At 53.1% G+C, this 22,254-nt stretch carries 18 protein-coding genes and 3 pseudogenes; 12 read left to right on the top strand and 9 right to left on the bottom strand.

The features are described 5' to 3' along the window. Positions 1-9 precede the first annotated feature (9 nt). The 4 genes from IPH59_09345 to IPH59_09330 all read left to right on the top strand — a co-directional run bounded on the left by IPH59_09345 (position 10) and on the right by IPH59_09330 (position 5,569). Complete coding sequence (locus IPH59_09345; protein ID MBK7091910.1) at positions 10-498, top strand: chemotaxis protein CheW; 489 nt, start codon at positions 10-12, stop codon at positions 496-498. Positions 499-611: 113 nt separating this feature from the next. Then, positions 612-3,233 carry a Cache 3/Cache 2 fusion domain-containing protein gene (locus IPH59_09340; protein MBK7091909.1) on the top strand — a complete coding sequence of 874 codons (2,622 nt, stop codon included), beginning with the start codon at positions 612-614 and terminating at the stop codon, positions 3,231-3,233. Between the two features lie 159 nt (positions 3,234-3,392). Continuing rightward, positions 3,393-4,283 carry an ABC transporter ATP-binding protein gene (locus IPH59_09335; GenBank protein ID MBK7091908.1) on the top strand — a complete coding sequence of 297 codons (891 nt, stop codon included), beginning with the start codon at positions 3,393-3,395 and terminating at the stop codon, positions 4,281-4,283. After that, positions 4,283-5,569, top strand: coding sequence for an ABC transporter permease (locus tag IPH59_09330; GenBank protein ID MBK7091907.1), 1,287 nt, complete (start codon positions 4,283-4,285; stop codon positions 5,567-5,569). Before IPH59_09335 ends, IPH59_09330 begins: the two co-directional genes overlap by 1 nt. Positions 5,570-5,588: 19 nt before the next feature. Here IPH59_09330 and IPH59_09325 read toward each other — a convergent pair whose 3' ends face one another. Continuing rightward, positions 5,589-6,776 (bottom strand): MFS transporter, encoded by a 1,188-nt coding sequence (locus IPH59_09325; GenBank protein MBK7091906.1) that lies wholly within the window; start codon positions 6,774-6,776, stop codon positions 5,589-5,591. A gap of 43 nt (positions 6,777-6,819) precedes the next feature. After that, complete coding sequence (locus IPH59_09320) at positions 6,820-7,719, bottom strand: nuclear transport factor 2 family protein (GenBank protein ID MBK7091905.1); 900 nt, start codon at positions 7,717-7,719, stop codon at positions 6,820-6,822. A gap of 240 nt (positions 7,720-7,959) precedes the next feature. Between IPH59_09320 and IPH59_09315 the strand changes: the two genes are divergently transcribed. From IPH59_09315 to IPH59_09305, 3 genes and pseudogenes are all read left to right on the top strand, one after another. Next, the gene (locus tag IPH59_09315; protein ID MBK7091904.1) at positions 7,960-8,313 is read left to right on the top strand and encodes a hypothetical protein; all 354 of its coding nucleotides are present in this window, start codon (positions 7,960-7,962) and stop codon (positions 8,311-8,313) included. A 137-nt stretch (positions 8,314-8,450) separates the two neighbouring features. After that, the gene (locus IPH59_09310; protein ID MBK7091903.1) at positions 8,451-8,822 is read left to right on the top strand and encodes a VOC family protein; all 372 of its coding nucleotides are present in this window, start codon (positions 8,451-8,453) and stop codon (positions 8,820-8,822) included. Between the two features lie 149 nt (positions 8,823-8,971). Continuing rightward, positions 8,972-9,546 (top strand): annotated as a pseudogene (locus IPH59_09305) (biotin transporter BioY). A 372-nt stretch (positions 9,547-9,918) separates the two neighbouring features. Here the strand turns inward: IPH59_09305 and pheA are convergent. Beyond that, a pseudogene (gene pheA / locus IPH59_09300) lies at positions 9,919-10,742 on the bottom strand (prephenate dehydratase). A gap of 157 nt (positions 10,743-10,899) precedes the next feature. On the opposite strand from pheA, the gene IPH59_09295 reads away from it, so the two are divergent. Then, positions 10,900-12,828: an aconitate hydratase gene (locus IPH59_09295; protein ID MBK7091902.1), complete on the top strand. Its 1,929-nt coding sequence runs from the start codon at positions 10,900-10,902 to the stop codon at positions 12,826-12,828. 252 nt (positions 12,829-13,080) lie between these two features. Continuing rightward, positions 13,081-13,401, top strand: coding sequence for a hypothetical protein (locus IPH59_09290; protein ID MBK7091901.1), 321 nt, complete (start codon positions 13,081-13,083; stop codon positions 13,399-13,401). Positions 13,402-14,294: 893 nt separating this feature from the next. Here the strand turns inward: IPH59_09290 and IPH59_09285 are convergent. The 5 genes and pseudogenes from IPH59_09285 to IPH59_09265 all read right to left on the bottom strand — a co-directional run bounded on the left by IPH59_09285 (position 14,295) and on the right by IPH59_09265 (position 18,308). Further along, complete coding sequence (locus IPH59_09285; GenBank protein MBK7091900.1) at positions 14,295-15,062, bottom strand: isoprenylcysteine carboxylmethyltransferase family protein; 768 nt, start codon at positions 15,060-15,062, stop codon at positions 14,295-14,297. 233 nt (positions 15,063-15,295) lie between these two features. Next, a complete protein-coding gene (locus IPH59_09280) occupies positions 15,296-16,360 on the bottom strand; it encodes a hypothetical protein (GenBank protein ID MBK7091899.1) in 1,065 nt (354 codons plus the stop codon). Between the two features lie 299 nt (positions 16,361-16,659). Further along, entirely contained in the window at positions 16,660-17,334 is a 675-nt protein-coding gene (locus tag IPH59_09275; GenBank protein MBK7091898.1) for a peroxiredoxin, read from the bottom strand. An 89-nt stretch (positions 17,335-17,423) separates the two neighbouring features. Then, positions 17,424-17,819 carry an iron-molybdenum cofactor biosynthesis protein gene (locus IPH59_09270; protein ID MBK7091897.1) on the bottom strand — a complete coding sequence of 132 codons (396 nt, stop codon included), beginning with the start codon at positions 17,817-17,819 and terminating at the stop codon, positions 17,424-17,426. Continuing rightward, positions 17,816-18,308 (bottom strand): annotated as a pseudogene (locus tag IPH59_09265) (DUF134 domain-containing protein). The gene IPH59_09270 and the pseudogene IPH59_09265 overlap by 4 nt, the downstream one beginning before the upstream one ends. Positions 18,309-18,458: 150 nt before the next feature. Here IPH59_09265 and IPH59_09260 point away from each other — a divergent pair. Beyond that, the gene (locus tag IPH59_09260) at positions 18,459-19,718 is read left to right on the top strand and encodes a T9SS type A sorting domain-containing protein (protein ID MBK7091896.1); all 1,260 of its coding nucleotides are present in this window, start codon (positions 18,459-18,461) and stop codon (positions 19,716-19,718) included. Between the two features lie 102 nt (positions 19,719-19,820). Here the strand turns inward: IPH59_09260 and IPH59_09255 are convergent, their stop codons facing one another. Next, entirely contained in the window at positions 19,821-20,324 is a 504-nt protein-coding gene (locus tag IPH59_09255) for a DinB family protein (protein MBK7091895.1), read from the bottom strand. Positions 20,325-20,469: 145 nt separating this feature from the next. Between IPH59_09255 and IPH59_09250 the strand changes: the two genes are divergently transcribed. Together IPH59_09250 and IPH59_09245 are read left to right on the top strand one after the other, a co-directional pair. Then, positions 20,470-21,135, top strand: coding sequence for a hypothetical protein (locus IPH59_09250; protein MBK7091894.1), 666 nt, complete (start codon positions 20,470-20,472; stop codon positions 21,133-21,135). 69 nt (positions 21,136-21,204) lie between these two features. Continuing rightward, positions 21,205-22,179 carry a hypothetical protein gene (locus IPH59_09245; protein ID MBK7091893.1) on the top strand — a complete coding sequence of 325 codons (975 nt, stop codon included), beginning with the start codon at positions 21,205-21,207 and terminating at the stop codon, positions 22,177-22,179. Positions 22,180-22,254: the final 75 nt, after the last annotated feature.

The following is a 22,254-nucleotide window of genomic DNA, read 5'->3' as shown; positions in this document are numbered from 1 at the left end:
GAAGATACAATGGAAAACAAAGATACAAAAGTCGCGCGGAAGCAGTCGGATGAAATCCTGCAACTGGTGAGTTTCCAGATCGGATCTGAAGAGTTCGGTGTGGACATTCTCAAAGTGCAAGAAATCAACCGCATGGTGGACATCACCAAAGTTCCGCGCTCACCCGAGTTTGTCGAGGGCATCATCAACCTGCGCGGCAAGGTGATCCCGATCATCGACCTGCGCAAACGTTTCAACATGGAACTGAGCGCTCACGACAAGAACACCCGCATTGTCGTCGTCGACATCGAAGGCCAAACGATGGGTATGGTCGTAGACTCCGTTTCCGAAGTCTTGCGCATTCCCGCATCGACACTCGAACCAACCCCTGATGTAGTTACCTCGGTCGAATCCGAATATATCCGTGGCGTCGCCAAGTTGGAAAATCGTCTCTTGATTCATCTGGACCTCTCAAAGATCCTCTCAGGTGAAGAAAGACATGTTTTAGCCGATTTATAGAAGGTAGGGTAGACTTAAAGAGGGTTTGACAAACAACTCGATCTTCTGCCGGTTGTTTCGCGTAAGCGAAAAGCAACCGCTCTCTTAGTGCAATAAAATGGGCGCCGGTCGAAATGACTGACGCCCTCACTATTTTGCTTGCACGTCGCCGCTTGCGCCGGTTGGGAATCAACCGCGCACAGGTATCGTATGAAGAATTGAAATTCACGGATAAAATACTTGGACGCCGAATCCGAAAGGGCAGAAGTGCTATGCGAATCAAACTGAACATCATGGGCAAGGTGATGCTGCTTACGAGTACTCTCTTGGTTGCTGCTATTGCAATCAACGTCTTTATCTCGAGCCGGCAGAATGCGAAGTATCTTACCGAAGCCGCCAAAACCGACATTGCGAGATTGGCGTCGGTCGCAACCCAACTATGCGAGCTCCAGGCCCTCAATGCTGGCGACAAAGTCAAATCAGATCTGAACATGGCACGACTTGCCCTGAACAATATCGGTGGCCGTGATGTTACCCTGCGCGATGGCCGTCTGTTGCTCAATGGCCGCGAATTTAACGACGACACCAAGTTCGTCGATGACATCACTCAACGCACCGGATCATTCTGCACTATCTTCATGAAAGATGGCAGCCGCGCCGTTCGCATCGCCACCAGCGTCAAAGACAAAACAGGAAAACGCGCTGTCGGTACTCCGCTGTCCGACAAGGTCTATGACGAAGTGTTTAAAAACGGACGTACCTTCGTGGGCCGTGCTGTCGTCGTCGACGATTGGTATGTGACTGCCTACGAACCGATCCGCGACAACTCCGGCACCATTGTTGGTGCACTATTCTGCGGCACCAAAGAGCAATCACCGCTGCTTCGTTCCGCTCTGCTCGGCCAAAAAATCGGTCAAACCGGCTATGCCTATGCCATTGACACCAAAGGTGTTCTCAAAATCCATCCTGCCAAAGAAGGCGCCGATATCAGCAACTATGCATTCATTCAGGAGATGATGAAGAAAGGCCCTGAACTTGGCGAAAATGAAGTCGGTTGGATCGTCTATCCTTGGGTAAACAAGGAACTGGGCGATACCAAAGAACGCGACAAAATCGTGGCTTATACCTATTTCAAGGAATGGGAATGGATCATCGGCGTCGGCAGCTACCTCGATGAATTCACTGCGCCGATCAGTCAGAGCAGAAATTTCTTGCTCATTGTTGGCGGAGTCATTCTCGCAGTCGGCTTGTTTCTCACCTTCACTTTCTCGCGGTCAATCAGCCGCCCCATACAACGACTCGCTAAAGTCGCCGGACAAATTGCCGGCGGAAACATCGATGTTAAGATAGATACGACCTCTACAGATGAAATCGGCACTCTCGCCCGATCCTTCGACCAATTGACCGATTACATCAAATACATGGCGACTGCCGCGCAGAATATTGCCGCCAAGAATCTCACCGTTGAGGTCGAGCCGCGTTCCGACAAGGACATTCTCGGGCATGCGTTCAAGAGCATGGTTGCCAATCTCCGTGGAATGGTAACCGAACTCGGCGACAACGCCTCCCAACTTGTCAGCGCTGCTACTGAAATCGCGTCCTCCTCCGAAGAAATGGCGCGCGGTGCGCAACAACAGACCGATCAAACCGCGCAAGTCTCCAGCGCCGTCGAAGAGATGTCGGCGACAATCATGGAGACCACCAAGAACGCCGGTGAAGCTGCTGACACCGCCAAGCAAGCTGCAACTGCAGCCCGCGAAGGCGCCATCATTGTCTCGCAGACTATGTCCGGTATGAATCGCATCGCCGAAGTCGTCCAGAAATCCGCCAGTACCATCCAGGACCTCGCAAAGTCCTCCGACAAGATTGGCGAAATCATCGGCGTGATCGACGACATCGCCGACCAAACAAATCTACTCGCTCTTAACGCCGCTATCGAAGCCGCTCGTGCCGGTGATCAGGGACGCGGATTTGCAGTAGTCGCTGATGAAGTTCGCAAACTTGCAGAGCGCACCACCAAGGCTACCAAAGAAATCACTGACATGATTCGCGGTATTCAAACCGACACCGTTGGCGCCGTAACTTCGATGCAGGAAGGTATCAGCGAAGTCGACAGCGGCCGCCAACTCGCCGACAAAGCCGGCGAAAGTCTCAACGCCATCCTCGAATTTGCTCAACGTGTTCAAGAGATGGTCGGACAAATGGCAAGAGCTTCCGAAGAGCAATCTTCCGCTTCAACCCAGATCGCCATCAACATCGAGTCGATTGCCAACGTGACCAAAGACAATGCCGGTGGAGTCGAACAAGCCGCCGCCGCCGCTGAACAACTCAGCCGACAGGCGGAAGGTCTGAGCGCAATGGTCAGTCGCTTTAAGCTCACTGGTGGCAACACGACCGCTATAGCCCTTGCAAAGAATGACCACATCGGCTACATGGAAACCCTCCGCAAGACCATAGACGGCAAGGTCGCCATTTCCACCTGGAAGGGCGTCGACGATCACCACTGCCGATTCGGCAAATGGTACTATTCTGTCGATGCCGCCGAATTCACCGACATGACGGAATTTCGCGCAATCGCCGAACCTCATAAACGTGTGCACCAGTTTGGCAATCAAGCCGTCTCTGCGTTCAAAAACGGTGACAAAGCTGGTGCGAAAGAGGCGTATTCTCGCGCAGTGACCGCCTCCCACGATGTCATCGCTGCCGTCGAAAAGCTGCTCGCAATCACTACGTCGCGAGCAATTTCCAAATCCTAAACCTGTCTCCGAGGGACGAGCCGAAGAAGTTCGTCCCTCGGACACCGGGGGGCCCCCCGCTCTCTCCGCTCAGTCAATTGTAGACATCAAGGGACATTAATCTGTCATTCCCCGTAGTTTCTTGTAACAAACACATCCTGTTTTGCGTAACTTGTCGCGATGATCTCAGTCAACAATGTGACAAAACGCTTCGGGCAAATCACTGCCGTCGATAACGTCTCCCTTGAAGTCAAGAAAGGCGAGATCTTCGGCTTGCTCGGCCCTAACGGTGCCGGCAAGTCTACGGCTATCAATATGATGGTTGGTGCAATTGCCCCCGACTCAGGCAGTATCACACTCGAGAATCTTGGCAATCCCCGGCAACCGTCGGCGCGCAATCACATCGGCGCCGCACCGCAAGCGTTGGCGATCTATGAAGAACTTACCGCCGAGGAAAATCTCCGCTTCTTTGGCAGTATGTATGGACTGCGCGGAGCGAATCTGAAATCGCGTGTCGAATGGTCGCTCGAACTTTCCGGCTTGCTCGATCGCCGCAAAGATATCGTCTCCAAATACTCCGGCGGAATGAAACGCCGCCTCAACATCGTCTGCGGCTTGGTTCATGACCCGCAAATTGTCTTCCTCGACGAACCGACTGTCGGCGTGGATCCGCAATCGCGCAACGCAATTTTCGATCAAATCGAGATGCTCAAGAAACTTGGCCGCACGGTCATCTATACAACCCACTACATGGAAGAAGCTCAGCGCCTGTGCGACCGCGTCGCCATCATCGATCACGGCAAAATTCTCGACATCGACACAGTCAAGAATCTCCTTGCCCGGCACGGCGGTGAAGCCGTTGTCATCGCACAGATGGAATCACCTCCAGCGGAAACAATCAAACTCCCCGGTGTTCGCGACGGCTTGACTTTACGCTTCGAATCTAACCAACCATTCGCAGATGTGCTCGCGCTTCAAGCGCAAGGCGTCTCTTTCTCGGAATTGCACATCGAACGCCCCGATCTGGAGAGTGTCTTCCTTAACCTCACGGGACGAAGGTTACGCGACTAATGCGAGCAATCATCAATCTTGCCATAAAAGATCTGCGCCTGTTGGTTCGCGACAAAATGGGATTGTTCTGGGTCATCGTGTTCCCGCTTCTGATGGCGCTTTTCTTCGGCTCAATCTTCTCTTCCAGCGGTGGCGGTGCTCGCTCTTTGCGAATCGCAACTGTGCAGGAGCACGTCAGTCCGTTAGGGAAGATCTTCTACGACGAACTCGCGAAGTCCGAAGCCCTTCAAGTAACTCCGTTGCCACGCGACAGCGCACGCATGCTTGTTACTCGTGGCACATTGGTAGCCTACGTCGAATTTATTGGCGGAGGCGACAATGCCTTCAGCATGTTCGCCGATAACGATAACTCAATCCAAGTCGGTATCGATCCCGCCCGACGCGCTGAAGCTGGCTATCTTAATGGGTTGATTAGTCAGGCATATTACAAACTGATGCAATCATCTATGATGGATTCACAAGCATGGCGGAATTCAATCAAACAAGAACATGCCAAACTCGACACCACAGCCGGAGTCGAAGGCTCTACCAAGGGCATACTCGGCGATCTCTATTCTACGCTTGATACGTTCCTGGTTACTCTCAATACACTCGACTCGGCAACCGCTGACAGCGGCGGCACATCATCGGCAGGATTCGGTCAGATCAAGATCGACTTCAAGGACGTTGCATTGCAAAGCATCAAACCTCGCTCATCGTTCGAAATCACCTTCCCGCAATCCCTGCAGTGGGCGCTGATCGGCTGCGCGGCAGCATTCGCGCTTTCAATCGTCGTCGAACGCACTCGCGGCACGTTTATGCGTTTGCGTCTGGCGCCGATTTCGCGATTCCAAATTCTCGCCGGCAAGGGACTCGCCTGCTTTATCGCCAGCTCACTCACTTGCTTCACGCTGCTCGCAATCGGAATTCTCATCTTCAAAGTCAACGTCGGCTCTCCGATTGGTTTGCTTGCTGCAGTTTTCAGCGCAGCATTTTGCTTCGTTGGATTAATGATGATGATGAGTGTGCTCGGCAAGACTGAAGCGTCCGTCTCCGGCACCGGCTGGGGACTGTTTATGGTCTTCTCAATGACCGGTGGCGGAATGGTACCGCTGATGATGATGCCTCCGTGGATGGCCACCATGAGCAACTTCAGCCCGGTCAAGTGGAGTATCCTTGCCCCCGAAGGCGCAATCTGGCGCGGATTTGGCTTTATGGAAATGCTCCAGCCTGTGGGAATCTTGCTCGCAATCGGCGTTGTTGGATTCACAATCGGAGTCGCCATCCTGCAGCGCAGCGACGGCTAAAAACGCTAACCGATCGGGCTCAACTAATCGCCCGCAACCGCCGCGATACCAAAATCCCCAGCAACGACACCACAATCGCCAGATATCCAACATACTGGTAATTCACCAATGCTCCGGAAGCGTCCTTCGTTACGATCACACCGGCAATCGTGGCTGCAATACCCGCCGTGATTTGCTGGACCGACGAGTTTATGCTCATGAAACTGCCTCGGCTCTGCGGCGTAACCGTCGAAGTTATCATCGTAGTCGCCGGTACCCAGCGCCCGCTGGAGGTCACGAAGAATATCGTCGTTACCAAGAGAGCCAATGGCAGCGCGGTCTTTGGAAGATTCGTTAGAGCGAACACCGGTATCAGAGTCAATAGCGCAAACGTCATGAACACGCGAGGCTTGCCGATTCTATCGGCGAGTCTGCCGATTGCTGGCGAAGTGAATATCGTCACGGCTCCGCCAATCAGGTATATGTACGTCAAATCCGACTCGCTGAAACCGACGTTCGCTACCATATAAGGACTTAGAAACGGAATAATCGAAAAATGTCCCATCACCAACATGATTGTAAAACATAGCGCCGACAGCTGATTGCTGTTCTGCGCCAGGTTCGCCAGTATCCTGAACGGACTCGGGTGCGCTACATCGCTGTTCATATGCCCTTGTAGCTTCGGCATCGACGCAACTATCAATCCCAATATCACCGAACTCAAGATGCCAAGGAATATGAACGGTGCATGCCACGAATACTGGTTCGCCATGAACAAACCGAATGGCACGCCTACTACTGATGCAACCGAAAATGCTCCCATCACAATGCCGATAGCCGTTGCCCGCCGAAATTCCGGAATCACGTCGCCAATGATCGATAGTATCAGCGCCGAAATCACTCCGCCAAATGCGCCCGTCACGATTCGCGCTGAAAGCAGCAACTGATAGTTAGGCGCCAGCGCGCAGGCAAATGTCCCGATCACAAAACCGGTGTAAGCGATCATCAGCGCCTTCTTGCGGTCAAACCGGTCAAGCACAAATGCCCCGATAAAACTCGATACACCGGCGCTGAACGTATAGGTCGATACCAAGGCAGAAAATTGCTGCGGGGAAATGTCAAACAGTCGCATCAGCTGCGGACCGAGCGGCATCATTATCATGAAATCGACGATATGCGTGAAATTGATCGCCGCAAGCGTGAATAGCAGTAGTTTCTCTCGCTTCATACGTTAGGATGAAACGAATGAGTAGAGGCAAAGGTTCCTGAAATCAATTTGTAATCGGTAACGCAATGTCCAACGCGATCTTCCAGTGACCGTCGTCGCCGCGACGCCATACACGATGGTAACTCAGCGCAGTGACCGGCGCTATGGTGCTTTTCTTGTCCCACTGCTTGGCGATTCCGTAAGCATAGCCGAAATCATCACCCTCGGAAGTACTGACGAAGTTCGTCTTCAATGACATCATCAGTTCAGCATCCTTGTATACCGATGCTGCAGCCGCCTTGCCGACAAACGGAAAATCGCCATCGCGATAAATTCTCGCATCATCGGCAAAAAACTTCGCAAAACTCGCCACCGCGCCTTCCGTCGAAGACATCGCCGAATACAGCGACTCCGCCTGCGCAAGTGTCTCATTTGAAGCCGGAATCGCCAGACCCGATTTCTTCGGTGCCGCCGCTGTTACGGAATTTCCGATAGTCAGAGTTGTCACCTTCGTTTCAGGCTTGTCGTGGCTGTTGCCCAAATCCGCCATGACTTTGAATTTGCCGTCGGGCTGCCTTTTCCAGATCGATACGAAATGCCCGTGATAAACCGGCACCGTGTCCGAATTCTCTGTCCGAAACTCGTACGGCCCGGTCGATAGACCCATATCCCCGGACTTTGAAGCAAGTACATAGATTGGCCACCAACTCAGTTGCGCCGTATTCGGCGGTCGGCTGGCATACCAAAGTTTGCCGTTCACGGTTTCTGGACGAAATACGACAGCTTCATCGTGAAGATATTCCAGAAACGCCAGTGTCATCGTTGTATCCGACGCCATCTTGGCAAATGCCAATTCCGTCTCGGCGATCTGTTTGGCAGCTTCTTCTGGTGTCGCGGCATAACCGTTCATAGTGAATATTGCTCCGATTGCGAATATTATCAGCGTGAGTGCGATCTTTCTCATCGCGAATTCCTTTCTCGCTTTTCTGCTCTCAGGCGCAGTTTGGCGCCTTGATATTACGAACTAATAACTGGTTTGTTGTATCAGAGTCTTGGATGACTTTGAATACAATATTGAGAAACTCTATACTGTGAAACAAGCACAGAAATCTTGCCGCGGCGGACATCTTATGCAACATTGCCGCCGCAATACTCGTTTTACAACTGCAGGTCGTTGACCGGCTTGCAGAGTGGAGGAGTGTACTTGCAGAATCACGTTCGTTTGCTGGGGATTCTCTTCATCATTTGGGGAATCCTGTCGATCGTTTTCGGCCTGATCATCTTTGGGCTATTCCTCGGTGGCGGTTTCCTCACCGGTGATGAAGAGGCATTTGCGGTCCTGTCTATCATTGGCGTCATCGTCGGAGCGTTTTGCGTCGTGACTGGAATCCCCGAAATCATCGGCGGCTGGGGATTGTTGCGCAAAATGCAGTGGGCACGAATAGTCGTCTTGATTATGGCAGTATTCAACGTCATCAATCCGCCGTTAGGCACGGCTTTGGGCGTCTATGCTTTCTGGGTGCTATTCAACCCGGATTGCAAGGCTATGCTCACGTAGGCGTATCCGGCCTGCCTGGCCTCTGAACAACCAATCGCCATCCGTCGTCATAAGATGTGATTGACGGATTGCGGCAATTTCATAATCGTAGATATAATAAATCCAAATAAACCATCTCATAAACAGGAGATTCCCTCATGTCCCGTGTCGTGCATTTCGAAATCCATGTCGATGACCCCGATCGCGCTGGAAAATTCTACACCGATGTCTTTGGCTGGAAATTTGACAAGTGGGAAGGGCCGATGGACTACTGGCTCATCTCGACAGGCGATAAATCTTGCCCCGGCATCGATGGCGGGATGATGAAGCGCCGCGACCCGATGGGCAATGTCTACAACACCATTGGTATCGAATCTATCGATAGGTCAATCGAGCAAATCACCAAAGCTGGCGGCACTATCGTCGTCCCCAAGATGCCGATTCCCGGCGTCGGTTGGCTCGCATACTTCAAGGACACCGAAGGCAATATCTTTGGCGTCATGCAGCCCGACACCGCCGCAGCCATGTAACAAAAGCTGGCCGCCGGGCACATTCAATAGCCCGGCGGCATTCAAGAATTCAATGTTTGCTTCATCGAGCCACTAAGGCTATATTCGCGACAGTTGAAATTTGCGCACTCGGCGGTCTTCGCAGACTATGCCGCACTCAAGGAGATTCTATGACACTGCAGACTACTGTTGCCGATCACTTCGCTCTGCGCTGGCGCGCAAGTTCCTGGCTATATGATCTTACTCTGATCCTCTCCGGATCACTCTTCATCGCACTCTGCGCTCAAATCGCTGTCCCGCTCCCATTCAGTCTCGTGCCCATCACCGGCCAGACCTTTGCCGTGTTGTTGGTCGGCGCACTCTATGGCAGCCGTCGCGGTGCCGCAACGATTGTTGCGTACCTCGCCGAAGGCGCCTGCGGATTGCCGTTCTATGCCGAAGGCTCAACCGGAATGATCGCCTCCTCCGGACCGACTGGCGGATATCTTTTGGTTTTGTCGCGGCAGCATATCTAACGGGCTGGCTCGCTGAACGCGGCTGGGATCGCAACGTTCTCTCGACAACCGCTGCCATGGTATTGGGTAACGCAGCAATCTATATTACCGGTCTTGCCTGGCTCTCCCGCTTTGTCGGAACAGATCAAGTCCTTGCACTCGGCTTCTATCCATTTATCCCTGGCGCCATAGTCAAAATCACACTCGCCGCGATGATCCTCCCAACCGCCTGGAAATTCCTCAAACGCTGATAGACGCCATTCGGACGCCCATTCAGCCGCGTTGCAATTCTTCTCTCGTGGTTGCTCTATCGTACCCGGTCTCTGTTTGCTTTGCTTGCCCCCCCTCTTGAGAATGCCCCTTTATCCCGGTCTCTGTTTGCTTCCAATTCCCCTCTTGAGAGGGGTGGCTCCGAGCCGAAGAATGAGGCTTGGAGACGGGGTGTGTTTTACAACTGCCACCTCCTTCTGTCAACTTAGTAGCTCAGGCTCCCCGCGACCAGTCCGCTTGCGGAAGCGCCAAACCGTCTTCTCCCTCTCCCTGGGAGGGGGAGGGGGCAGTTGGCGTCGGCGCTCCCATCTACCCATCCCTCGCTTCGCCGAAGGGTGAGGGCCTTTAGCCTTCTACTCCGCCATCGGATACGATCCGAGTATCTTCAAAAACGTCGTAATCTCGCGCAAATGCGCAATCGCATTCTTGGCGGCTTCGTCGTCGATATGCCCAATGAAGTCCAGATAGAAGTAGTACTCCCACGCCTTTTTCCTCAGCGGCCGCGACTCGATCTTGGTCAAATCCAAATCACGCAGCGCAAACACCGACAGCGCCTTAAACAACACCCCTGGGATATTCTTCAAAGCGAATACGATCGAGGTCTTGCTCCGCCCTGACCGCTCTGCCGGATTTTTGATAAGACCAAAAACCTTGTGTAGTTGTCCGGCTCATCCTGAATCGCCGCGGCCACAATCTCCATCTCATACAACTCCGCCGCATAGGCTCCTGCAATCGCACCGGCATTAAGCATCTTGTTTTCTTTTATCAACCGCACCGATCCGGCAGTATCGTACTCAACAATTGCCTGCGCTTGTTCGTGCTTCCGAAGAAAATCCCGGCACTGATCAAGCGCCACCGGATGCGAATGTATCGAAGTCAGTTCCTCGATCTTCACTCCCGGATTCACAATCAGATTGTGCACAATTCGCAGATTCTGCTCGCCGACAATCTTGAGATTGTGTTTCAGCAACAGATCATAGTTCTGGTGAATACTTCCTACGAGTGAGTTTTCTACCGGGATGACGCCAATTGCCGCGCCACCCGATTCAACGGCCTCAAACACATCGGGGAACGCCCGTTTTGGCGCCGGAGTGAATTCATTCCCGAAAAACTTGCGGGCCGCCTCTTCCGAGAACGATCCCCGGTCTCCTTGGAAGGCAATGGAAGACATAGTCATACGTTACTTGTCGGCAAAGGGTTCGAATGATTGACTCTACATTATCCTTCTACGTTTCCCACCTCGAATTTCCCAACTAAAATCCATTGACCCGCGCCGCAAATAAGTATTTATATACGACAAGATAGTGCTTGTTTTTTCCCCACGGAGGACTTCAGTGGCTGATAATCTTACCCATAAAATCTTAAAAGAACACCTCGTTGATGGTGAACTCAAAGTCGGTACCGAAATCGGTATTCGCATCGACCAAACTCTCACACAGGATGCCACCGGCACGATGGCCTACCTGCAATTCGAAGCGTTGGGACTCGATCGCGTCAAGACGCAAATCTCAGTCTCCTACGTCGATCACAATATGCTTCAGGCCGGTTTCGAAAATGCCGATGACCACCGCTATCTGCAGTCGGTCGCGGCCAACTACGGCATTTTCTTCTCCAAACCCGGCAACGGAATTTGTCATCAGGTTCACCTCGAACGCTTCGGCAAACCGGGTCTGACCCTGCTCGGTTCCGACTCGCACACTCCGACCAACGGCGCACTCGCCATGATCGCCATGGGCGCCGGCGGCTTGGATGTCGCGGTCGCCATGGGCGGCGGCGCATTCTATCTGCCTTGCCCGAAGGTTGTCGGCGTTCATTTGACTGGAAAGCTTCAGCCCTGGGTGTCGGGCAAGGACGTCATTCTTGAAGTGCTTCGCATCCTCACCGTTAAAGGCGGTGTCGGCAACGTGATCGAGTATCACGGCGAAGGCGTCAAATCGCTCACTCTGACTCAGCGTTCGACCATCACCAACATGGGCGCCGAACTTGGCGCGACCTGTTCGATTTTCCCTTCCGACGAAAACACCAAAGAATATCTCGTCGCGCAGGGCCGCGAAAAAGATTGGAAAGCCCTTTCAGCCGACCCGGGTGCGACCTATGACAAGGTGATCGAAATCGATCTCAACAAGCTCGAACCGTTGATTGCCCAACCGCATTCGCCCGACAACGTTGTTCCGGTTCGCCAAGTCGCCGGCACCAAAGTCCAGCAGGTTTGCATCGGCTCTTGCACCAACTCGTCGCTGTATGATCTGGAAATCACCGCCGCCATCCTTGACGGCAAGCAGGTCTTCCCGGAACTCGACCTCACTGTCACACCCGGCTCCAAGCAAGTCTACACGATGGTCGCCACTTCCGGCGCGCTCGCCAAAGTCATCCAATCCGGTGCGCGCATCCTCGAATCCGCCTGCGGTCCCTGCATCGGCATGGGTCAAGCTCCATCATCCGGCGCCAAGTCGGTCCGTTCTTTCAATCGCAATTTCGAAGGCCGCTCCGGTACCAAGGATTCCTATGTCTATCTCGCTTCGCCGGAAACCTGCGCCGCTACCGCGCTCAAGGGTGTCATCACCGATCCGCGCGATCTTGGTCCCCAGCCGAAGTTGAATCTGCCGCCGAAGTTCTATATCGACGACCGCGGCGTTCTGGCTCCAGCGAAAAACGGCGACCGTCCCGAAATTCTGCGCGGACCCAATATCAAAGCGTTGCCGCTGCGCACTGCCATCACCGACAAGATCGGCGGCAAGGCCCTGCTCAAGCTCGGTGACAACATAACTACCGATCACATCATGCCTGCCGGCGCCAAGGTTCTCCCCCTGCGCTCGAATATCCCGGCGATCTCGGAGTTTGTATTCTTCCAGGTCGACAAGGATTTCGCCAAGCGCGCCAAGGAATCCGGCACCTTCACGATTATCGGCGGCGAAAACTACGGGCAGGGTTCATCGCGTGAACACGCCGCGCTGGCACCGATGTATCTCGGCATGCAGTTCATCATCGCCAAGAGTTTTGCGCGCATTCACAAAACGAATCTCGTCAATTTCGGTATCCTGCCGATGACCTTCGTCAATGCAGCCGACTATGACAAGATCAAGCAAGAGGACGTCCTTGAAATCACCGGTGTCCGCACGGCTCTCACAGCCGGCAATCGCTTGACCGTCAAGAATGCCACGCAGGGCTACACCTTCGAGGCCCAGTTCGACTTGTCACCGCGCCAGATAGACATCCTTCTCGCCGGTGGCCAACTGAACTACACCAAGGCCGCCGCGAAGTAGGACAAATTTCCTGTCATTCCCGCGAAGGCGGGAATCCAGTTCAAATGGGCAGGTCTCTTGGAGACCTGCCTTTTAATTTCCCCATCTCCTGAAGCTTCAACTTCAATCACATACCTCTTCCGCTTTTCCCTCTCCCTTTGGGAGAGGGTTAGGGTGAGGGCTTTGTCCAGCAGTAACCTCCGCACCCGGCAGCTCTTTTATAACTTGACATCCTTGTACACATTCCCCAATTTATGGCATAGGGGAAACTAAATGCATCAGTCACAAGATTTCAAAATTCGAACGCTGGGACCTCCAATCTGGACATTGAAGCCGGCGCCACTATGGTTCGTGATTGTCTTCATTGTTGTGGCAGTCACAGTTTTGGTTGCTTCGGTTCTGGTATACTTGGAAAACGGGGAGCTTGGAGGCCGGCATGTTGTGCGTGTCGTCGTAGCTATCCTAATCCTCTGGACCGTCAATCGCATGGCGCGTACGCGACTGAAAGTCTATCGTGAAGGACTGGTGATAGTGCGCATCAGGAACGGGTTCGGTCTTTTGAGTCCATTCAAGGATTGCAGGCAGTATTTTTAAAACTGGTCTACTTTCGATTAGCAATCGCGAAGTCAGACGTGGGAGTTGCCCCGGAAGCTATTGTTTTTTCTCTCACCAGCTGGAGTACCTAAAGACAGACCTGGCCCAGTACGAGCGCAAAGCGCGGCGAAGAATGACGGTGGTGTCGGTTCCCTTGCCCCGTCTTTGGCAGCGCGGAACCCCTTCTTAGAGTATGGCATTTCTCTTGGAGCCTGCCTTTCCCCATGTGAGAATACCAGGATGAAAAGCTTTGGCATCCCGCTCCCTGGGTTATAAATTTGAGGTCGGATCCAGCGCCAGCTACATAGTAGCTGCCTTCAAGCCCGCCAAACTGTATACCCCGTTCCATCCGTCGGTCGCAAATCCTTCGCCCGCCTCAGCGACTTCTGTCCCTCGATTACACGCGAAGCGTGTTGCAGCCGCGACCGTTGCAATTTATAACTCAACCCCAACCGCTTTTTACCTTCGTTCCCGGTGGGTTCGACTTCAATCGAACGGCCATTCAACCCTAGTGTGAAACAAGCAGGCAAACGAATTCCCCGGAAACGCCAGCCCAACCAGCGATGTCTGCGTCGCCGTTCAACCTTCCACCGGTCGCTTCCAATCCGGCTTGGTCGCACAAACATTTCAGCCATCTGTCATCATTATCATGTCTTCGTTTCCCCCCCCCGGCCTGGGGTCCCACGTTCTCGTACCACGTGAATCTGGCCTCACCTCGGCCTTGCGAGATTCTAAGTCGATCTCCGCGCCAGGGCGGCCCCACACCCCCCGCCGGCCCCCGACCCCGCCCCTTTCTTTGTTCAAAATTTCCCCTGCGTTTGCGCAAATGTGGGTTTTCCCGTAAAGAACCCCTCGCCCCCGATCTGGACTCCATGGTTACGCCCGGATCCTTTTTATTCCCGTTCCGTCGCCACATCCGGCAATTGCTTCTCTGCCAGCTTCGGCAACGGCACAATCATCGGTACCTTGCTCTTATAGGCCGCATAACGTTCGCCGTGATAATGAACGAGATCGCGCTCTTCAAATTGCAGAGCCACCAGTATGTACGCCGACGTCGCAATCGCGAACAACAGACGCCCCTGGCTCATAGTCGGCGCCGCCCAGAACGCGACGATGAATCCCAGCATAATTGGATGCCTCACCACGCGATAGAACGCCGTGACTTTGAACGGCAGATACGTATATGGCTCGCCGCGCCAATTCAACCACACATGGCGCAGTCCAAAGAGATCAAAATGATTGATGATAAACGTCGAGATCAGCACAATCCCCCAGCCCAGCCAGAACAACGCGTGAAGTATCATCGTCACGACTTCGTTCTGAACCTGCCAAACCGTCTGCGGCAGGGGACGCCACTGCCAATAAATCAACAGCAGTATCAGGCTGGCAAGCAGCACATACGTGCTGCGTTCCGCAGCAGCAGGGATGATCTTCGTCCAGATGGTCTTGAACCACGGCCGCGCCATGATGCTGTGTTGGACCGCAAACAGGCCAAGCAGCAACGCATTGATTAGAATCGCCGTCATCATCGAAGTCGGCTCACCCGAGTCAATCGACTTCGGCACGACCATGCCGCCGACAAATCCGATGGCATAAAGGAACGCAAAGAAGAAGACCAGATAGGCGATGACGCCATACACCAAAGTCGCCACTCTTCCCAGCATACGATTTCTCCTTTCCTCGGAGCCTCCATTTGCTCCGGGCGGACGTTAATACCAAGTTTTTCTCGAAAGTGCGCTTGTTGTCAGTTGTAAACGTAGGTCTATAATAGCCAGCATTCGATTGCGGTCAAGAAAAATCTGTGGGTGAGTTGCTCAGATACAACTCCCGGCACAGACAAAAAGAAAGGCAGGCTTCAAAAGAAACCTGCCTCTCAAGCCGAATCAATTATCGCTTAAAGCGTTGGCATGTTGGTGATGTTAATCGGCTCGGCGAACAACATCTGTGTTCCATCTGGAGCCTGCGACTGCAATATCCACGCGCCGCCTGCATCCTTGGTCAGGAAATCAAACTTCAATGCCGTCGTCCAATCGGTCGGAATCGGAATCACGCCCTGCATGTTCGTCAACGTCTTGGTGTCGTTGTTGAATTGCGTCATCGTGATCTTTCCGGTCGTCCTGTATTCGGTGACAGCAGCCGAACTGTGGCAGGTGCCGCATGTCATTCCTGCGCCATCATAGATAGTATGCGCATAATAAGGGGCTACGGCATAGAACGCCTTGCCGTGATAGGTCAGCGTCTGCATGTTGCCGACCGTGATCTTGTCGTTCTCAGCGTTTCTCACCAGGAACTTCCAGGTGCTGATTCTACCGAACGGAATCTTCGTATGAAGATCGATTTCTGACTCAAAGTGGCAATTGTAGCAAGTGTTAACCGCCTTGGCGTGGCATGCCTGGCATTCGAATTCATCCGCGCCGTGCGTAGAATGGAAAGTATTCGCCGGAATCGTCTCATGGCACCCGCTCTGTTGGCAGGAAACATTTGTCTCATTGGTAAGCAGTGAGGCGTAGGAATGTCCGTCGCCGTGAACTTGCTGTGATGAATGACAATCCGCGCATTTCATGCCCTGACCGCCGCTGGCTATCGGCTTAAGATGATAATCGGCATTCGGTCCCGTTCCACCAGTGCCTTGTTCTGCTGCCTGACGACTGTGGCAAGCGGCAAGACAGGTTGAATTCTCCGGAGTATCCCCATCGGAAACGTGACACGTATTGCAGTTCTCCGGCGTAATGTGACAGTTCTTGCATCCCAGATCTTCGTAGGGAACATCGGTAAACTGCTCAAACCCGCCATTTTCTTCATCGTAGAAGTACTTCATCCCGTCCGTCGTGTTGTGCAGGGAAGTGGCAATCAATTGATCCACTGTTGGTGGAGCAACCGGATCGTCGTCGTCCGAGCAAGACACCGCAAAAAACATCAGCGGCACCAGCAACAGACTTAGAACCATAGCTTTCTTCATAAAGACTCCTCCTGAGACTCTTGAGTTTTCTCTATCAGCCAATAACACGAACTCTGCGACGTGCAGCACTCGCGCCGATCAGCCGTCGTTAGTGAGTAAAGACTTACTAACATCATTATCGACAAAATACTCGCCGTTAATTATGGAGTCAAGTTGAAAATGTGATTTATTTCACAAGAGAGTCTAATTGGGTGACAAAATTCTGAATCAAATAGAAAGCGCCCGCAGGTTGATTCTTCCGGCGAGCGCTCGAATATGCGGTCTTGCTCCAGTGAGCACTGACTAACTGATCATCCAGTTTACTTCGGGCATTTCTTCAAGCACATGAACCAGTCAAGACAACGGACATCCGGATCCTGCGATTCCATCCGGTCCTTGGCAATGCCGCACGAACCCGGTGGGGGAACAATCACTTCATCGCCCGGCTGCCAGTTGGCAGGTGTGGCTACTTTATGCTTGTCCGAAAGCTGCATCGCCTTCACGAGCCGAAGTATCTCTTCCATATTCCGGCCATTGCTGAGCGGGTAGTAAAGAATCGCTCTCACGGTTGCCTCGGTATCCATGATGAAGACCGCTCTCACCGCTTGAGTCGTACTCGCCGCCGGCTGAAGCATTCCAAAGGCGCGCGAGACATCCATCGTCAAATCGCTGATTACCGGGAACATCACTTCTATGTTCTTCATGCCCTTGTATTCGATCTTCTCTTTGATTGTCCGCAGCCACGCGATGTGACTGTACGTACTGTCAATCGACAAACCCAACAGCTTGCAATTCAGCTCTTCAAATTGCGGCTGCATTGCGGCGAATGTCATGAACTCGGTCGTGCATACCGGCGTGAAGTCGGCTGGATGCGAGAAGAACACTACCCATTTTCCCTTGAAGTCCTCTGGGAAATTGATATGTCCCTGCGTCGTCTCTGCTTTAAATGCTGGCGCTTTCTCGCCAATTAGCGGAAGTCTCGTCGCTTGTTCCATAAGTGGTTCTCCTTTCAAGATTACCAATCACTAAGTTAATAGTATACTTATCGACCTTTTTAGCAACAATTAAGACAAAAATAATCGCTTTAGTGCTTACAACACACCGATTCGTCGGACGATGGTAACTTGCCTTGTGCATAGAGTTTAGCTGCCGTCGCGACATCGACCGGCTCCGAGGTGATCGCAACCGCAATCCCGTTCGCCTTCAAATCGACAATCGCTCGACGTCCCATGCCTCGGCAGATGATTACATCGCAGCCGTCCAGCGAACTAAGAAAACCATCGTGGCTGTGTTGTCCGTGAGCCTGTTCGTGACCTTGTTCGTGATTGCACTCGCCTTCGTGATGATGTCCCGATGTGTTTGATCGATAATCCGACTTCACGATCTCGCCGTCCTCCGCTACGAAGATCACAAAACCTGCGCTCCTGCCGAAGTGAGTCGAAATCGAAAGTCCGTCGTCGGATGCTACCGCTATCTTCATTGAGTGTCCTTTTCTGAGTTGGTTGATACCGCCCGATTTTTGCGGCATCTGATTCGTCTTCCGCCCATGCCCTGACCGCGATTTTCATCACTGCGGCAGTGGTTCTTGCTTCCACATTGCGGACAAGCCGGTGGTCTGCCGGTTCCAAACGGAACCTCCCACGAGTGCTCGCAATCTGAGCACTTGAACATTCTCTTCTGTGCCATCGTCGTGACACCTCCTTCAATCTTGATCGCCTTCCCATTGATCAGTGCGTCGGCGATTTTGTGATGCGCTGATTCGACAATCCGGCCAAACGTCGCACGCGATACTTGCATCTGTTTCGGCTTCTTCTTGATAAAGTCCTTCAGCATCCGCCAGCCGTATCGCCTCAAGTTCATCAAACGAAAGTATCGTCTCCTGAAGATCGCAGAGAGGTATGCCGCGCGGTTTGAAGTATGCCGTGTTGGGGGCTTCAGCAATTAATCTTGGACATTTTGGTCTAACCATTCCTATTCTCCATCGACAATTCTGGGCATATGCTCATAACAAGTCAAGAAGATTCGTGAAATTGTTCGAGAATTTTCCGCATCCTTTTCCCGGCAGAACTCGTACAATATCGCCGAACGTGGATGAAATCAGACCACGACGAGGTGAGTTATGAGACGGATTACACAAACTGCGCTCTTTGCGTTACTTACTGTCTGCCATGTATTTGCTGCTGAGTGGACTCGAGTTGGCGATCTTCCCGCTGCTGAGTTCCTCTCCGTTTCTGTCAATGGCAACACCCTATATGCTGGTGGTCCCGGCACGCTCTATTCCAAAGCCGACTGCGGAGCCGAATGGGTCAACTCATCGCCAGTTAACGAAAATGCCGATAACGTCGCCGCTTCGATAGTAATCGGCGATCGCATCTATGCCGGGGTCTGGAACGAAGGCGTTTTCGAATCAACCGACAATGGCGTAACTTGGACCCCGCGCAATTCCGGCCTCGGCGGTGGCGGCGGCAGATTCCCCATGGACTTTGCTGTTCGTGGCGACAGTCTATATGTCGCCACCGATGGCGAAGCTGTATTCGTGATGGACCTTCACGGACCCGCAGTCTGGTCGACCTATCGCAACGGACTTGATTTCGGAGTCCAGTGGAATGTCCGATGCCTTGAGAACATCGACGGCGTTCTGGTCGCCGGTGCTGGCGCGAATGGAACAGTCTCAACCAGAGAAGGCACACAAACCGAATGGCAGACGAAAGAATTCTCACAATTTGACGGACAGGTTCTCTCGATGCTGGATTTGCAGACCTCAGGCGGCAAGGTCTACGGCGTCTCCAATGATGGACTTTACGTCAGTTCCGACAGCGGCAAAACCTGGGAGCAAACTTTGGCGGGTGTCGGTCTGATTTCCGAGGGCGGAGTCTGCGGCGACGATTCGAGAATATTCGCGATGGCCTGCAAACCGGGACTGTTCACGCGAATCTACCAGAGAATTCAGGGTAATTGGGTAACGGTCGAAGATATCCCTCAGACCAGTTCCTACGCCATCGCCATCTACTGCAATCGGCTGTATCTTGCCCGCGCCGATGGCCTGTGGTATCGCGAGTTGGACCAGACCGACGTTCCCGATGACGACCCGGTACTGCCTAATCCGGCGAGCCTCGAACAGAATTTCCCGAATCCCTTCAATCCCACTACATCGATCCGCTTCGTAGTCAACCAGCCTTCCATCGTCAAGATCACTGTCTTCAACATTCTCGGGCAGGAAGTGGAAGTCCTCCTCGACGAATTCCGATCAATTGGCGCCCACAGCGTCGAATGGAACGGCATAAACTCCGACAGTAAATCAATGCCGGCCGGTGTCTATTTCTATCGCCTGCAAATAGGATCGTACTCCGAAACTCGCAAGATGGTCTTGCTGAAGTAAAGTACTCAAAATGCCCCCGCTTTGCAATCGCACCCCGTCCCTCCCCAGAGGGTGCTGAGCCGACCGCCGCGGATGAGGCTCGGAGGCGGGGTGTGTCTTTCCCTACATCGACTCATCTGCCGACGGTCCGTACATCGACGGGTGCGGCAGATCATTCAAACGAAGATAAACTCCCAACTGCGCGCGATGATGAATCATGTGATTCATGACGAAGCCCCGCATCACACCGGCCTTCGGCTGTGTGAAGTATACCGTTTCGTTCGCCTTCAACGTCCACGGCTCCATGAATGCCGCATCGCTCGTCTTGACAAGCGCCGCACGCGCCTTAGCGACATTGTCGTCGAATGTCTTGAGCATCTCCTCGCGGGTTTTCGGCGTTTCCATCTTGATTGGCACTCCGTTCGGTGCAAAATCAAACGAATCCGATTCCAGAGTCGGCACAGCCCAACCCGGTATCATCGCCAAATGACCAGCCAACTCTCCCATGCTGAATGACTTCGCATGCGGCTTCCAGTCAGCCTTGGCATCCACGAACCGCTCAAGCGTCTTGCGGGTGGTTGCCATTTCGTGATCAAATTCCGGTAACATTGAAGCGCTTATTGACATCTCTTCCTCCTATGGTGGTTTAAGTATTCTTCGACCTATTTATACCAAAATCGCCGTCGCTTGTTGCACCGTCAATGACGTTTTGACGAATAAGCCTGTGGCCAGTTTTAGTTGACTCTCTAGCCTGCAAAGCTACCATTCAACAATGAGCGACTCATCTCTGCCCAAGAAAACTGCATCGCCCGACACTGGATCAGAAACTGCGACCACTTGCGGATTCTCCTTTGATCACTACTCGTACATCATGAGTCAGTTTTTGCAGGGGGGATATCAATTCCTGCACTTCACCGATGCGCCAAAGGCCGAGAAATATATCTACCTGCGTCACGATGTCGACCGCTCACTCGAAAAGGCGCTCGCCCTCGCTCTGCTGGAACAGCAACTCGGCATCAAGTCAACTTACTTTGTGCGCCTTCACAGCCGTTACTACAATTGCTATTCATTTCCCGGACTCAAGGCGCTTCGCGACATCCGCTCAGCCGGCCACGAAATCGGCCTTCATACTGAGTTCTATGATCTCGCCAAAATCTTCGGCGACGACGGCATGGAGGTTTTCGCGCGCGAAAACGCATCCTCGAGGATATCCTCGAACAACCGGTGCGCGTCTTTTCGCCGCATCGTACTTCTGGATCAACTAATACCGACGAGATACATCGTCACCTCAAAGCGCTGCGCTCAGCCCACGACGTGCTCTGCACCTTCGACGACCAGTTCCAGCGTGATATCAAATACATCTCCGATTCCAGCGGCATCTGGCGCGAGGGTTGCCCCTGCGGCTACCTTGGCACTTATCCTCGCCTTCAAATTTTGATTCATCCCATTTGGTGGTATCGCGATCACATCGAGCTTGAGGATCCGATCCTCTGAACGGAGAACTATCATGATAGACTGGCAGCAACTCACCAATCATCTCAGTCGTCAAACTGACCTTGAAGGCGTGCGCGAATTCGACATCAACCGCATCGCCGCCTCCAATCGTCCTTCAGATAACGCTCTGATTTTCGCATCCGCACCGGATGAGGCTGCATTGGCGTTGATGGCGAAGGTCAGCGGCTGTGTCATGATTCTGCCCGTGAAACTTCGCGAGCAAGCATCACCAATCGCCAAATCCAACGCCGTCTTGTTCACTGACGACCCGCGCTATCGCTTCGCCGAAATTCTCAATGCTGTCGTGAATACAATTGACTTGCGCGGTCGCTTGGTCTATGACGAAAAGCGTCATGCCTATATCGGACCAAATGTCATGATCGATTCGACTGCTACTGTCGAACCCGGCTCTTCAATTGGCGCTAACTCGCGACTCGAAGCTGGCGCCTATATAATGACCGGCGCACGCCTCGGACCGAATGTGACTGTCGGCAAGAATAGCGTCATCAAAGAGAATTGCGTCGTTGGCGGCTGGGGCTACGGCTATGCGCTCTCGCCCGGAAAACACCCACTTCGTCTCCCGCATCTCGGAGGCGTCGTTATTGGCGATAACTGCGAAGTCGGATCATTTACCACTGTCTGCTCCGGTACGATCGAGACGACGATCATCAAAGATCACGCCAAAATCGACGACCACGTTCATATCGCCCATAACTGCATTATCGAAGAAGACGCTATGGTAGTCGCCTGCGCCGAAGTCTCCGGCAGTGTGCGCGTCGGCAAGCGCAGTTGGCTCGGTCCAAACTGCGCCATTATCGACCGCATCACAATCGGTGACGACTGCGTTGTCGGTATGGGAGCGGTCGTTCTCAAATCACTTGCAGATGGCAGCGTCGTTGCCGGAAACCCCGCAAAACTGACTTCTGAACTAAAGCGCCAATCTGAGTTGCTAAAACGCGTCGAAGCCTACCTCGATAGCCAGCCCTGATTACTTAGCGGCTGCTAACGTCTTCCATTTCTCAAATTCGCAGACCCGGCGTTAAAGAACTCCATCCGCTTGCGT

The sequence above is a fragment of the bacterium genome (assembly GCA_016708315.1).
Taxonomy (GTDB): Bacteria; Zixibacteria; MSB-5A5; order CAIYYT01; family CAIYYT01; genus JADJGC01.
Note: the sequence above shows the minus strand (reverse complement) of the source record. Positions and strands in the feature narration are given on the sequence as shown.

Bases quoted from the DNA above. Each gene is read 5' to 3' on its own strand.
- IPH59_09345 (MBK7091910.1), top strand. From the start codon at position 10: ATGGAAAACAAAGATACAAAAGTCGCGCGGAAGCAGTCGGATGAAATC.
- IPH59_09340 (MBK7091909.1), top strand. From the start codon at position 612: ATGACTGACGCCCTCACTATTTTGCTTGCACGTCGCCGCTTGCGCCGG.
- IPH59_09335 (MBK7091908.1), top strand. From the start codon at position 3,393: ATGATCTCAGTCAACAATGTGACAAAACGCTTCGGGCAAATCACTGCC.
- IPH59_09330 (MBK7091907.1), top strand. From the start codon at position 4,283: ATGCGAGCAATCATCAATCTTGCCATAAAAGATCTGCGCCTGTTGGTT.
- IPH59_09325 (MBK7091906.1), bottom strand. From the start codon at position 6,776: ATGAAGCGAGAGAAACTACTGCTATTCACGCTTGCGGCGATCAATTTC.
- IPH59_09320 (MBK7091905.1), bottom strand. From the start codon at position 7,719: ATGAGAAAGATCGCACTCACGCTGATAATATTCGCAATCGGAGCAATA.
- IPH59_09310 (MBK7091903.1), top strand. From the start codon at position 8,451: ATGTCCCGTGTCGTGCATTTCGAAATCCATGTCGATGACCCCGATCGC.
- IPH59_09290 (MBK7091901.1), top strand. From the start codon at position 13,081: ATGCATCAGTCACAAGATTTCAAAATTCGAACGCTGGGACCTCCAATC.
- IPH59_09280 (MBK7091899.1), bottom strand. From the start codon at position 16,360: ATGAAGAAAGCTATGGTTCTAAGTCTGTTGCTGGTGCCGCTGATGTTT.
- IPH59_09275 (MBK7091898.1), bottom strand. From the start codon at position 17,334: ATGGAACAAGCGACGAGACTTCCGCTAATTGGCGAGAAAGCGCCAGCA.
- IPH59_09270 (MBK7091897.1), bottom strand. From the start codon at position 17,819: ATGAAGATAGCGGTAGCATCCGACGACGGACTTTCGATTTCGACTCAC.
- IPH59_09260 (MBK7091896.1), top strand. From the start codon at position 18,459: ATGAGACGGATTACACAAACTGCGCTCTTTGCGTTACTTACTGTCTGC.
- IPH59_09255 (MBK7091895.1), bottom strand. From the start codon at position 20,324: ATGTCAATAAGCGCTTCAATGTTACCGGAATTTGATCACGAAATGGCA.
- IPH59_09250 (MBK7091894.1), top strand. From the start codon at position 20,470: ATGAGCGACTCATCTCTGCCCAAGAAAACTGCATCGCCCGACACTGGA.
- IPH59_09245 (MBK7091893.1), top strand. From the start codon at position 21,205: ATGATAGACTGGCAGCAACTCACCAATCATCTCAGTCGTCAAACTGAC.